A 589-nucleotide genomic window follows, 5' to 3' on the forward strand; every position below is an offset into this window, starting at 1 on the left:
CTGCCGCGGGTGGGAGCGGACGACGACTTCTTCGAGCTGGGCGGGCACTCGCTCCTGGCCACCCGCCTCATCGCCCGCATCCGCGCCACCTTCGGCGCCGAGGTCGCCCTGCGAACCCTGTTCGAGGGGCCGTCACCGGCGGAGGTCGCCGCTCTGGTGGACACCGCGGGCCCGGCGCGACTGGCCCTCAGCGTCCGGAAGCGTCCCGAGATCATCCCGCTCTCCCCCGCACAGCAACGGCTGTGGTTCCTGCACCGGATGGAGGGCCCCAGTGCGACCTACAACGTCCCCCTGGTGCTCCGGCTCACAGGGGAGCTGGATCGGGACGCGTTGCGCATGGCGCTCGGCGATGTCGTCACCCGGCACGAGAGTCTGCGCACGGTCCTGCCCGAGATCGACGGCTCTCCGCGGCAGGTGATCCTCGACCCCACCGAGACCGAACTCGTTCTCACCCCGACGACAGAGAACGAACTCGACACACTCCTCACCACGGCCGCCCGGCACCCCTTCGACCTCGCCACCGAAACACCCCTACGCGCCACCCTCTTCCAACTCACCCCCCACCAACACGTCCTCCTCCTCGTCATCC

Annotated in this window: 1 protein-coding gene; it reads left to right on the forward strand. The window is 69.9% G+C overall.

What is annotated here, in order from left to right; all coding sequences use genetic code 11:
* On the forward strand, positions 1–589 hold a 589-nt coding region (locus tag IE140_RS35765), incomplete at both ends, for a condensation domain-containing protein (RefSeq protein WP_150198899.1).

The sequence above is a fragment of the Streptomyces parvus genome, assembly GCF_014648875.1.
GTDB lineage: Bacteria > Actinomycetota > Actinomycetes > Streptomycetales > Streptomycetaceae > Streptomyces > Streptomyces parvus.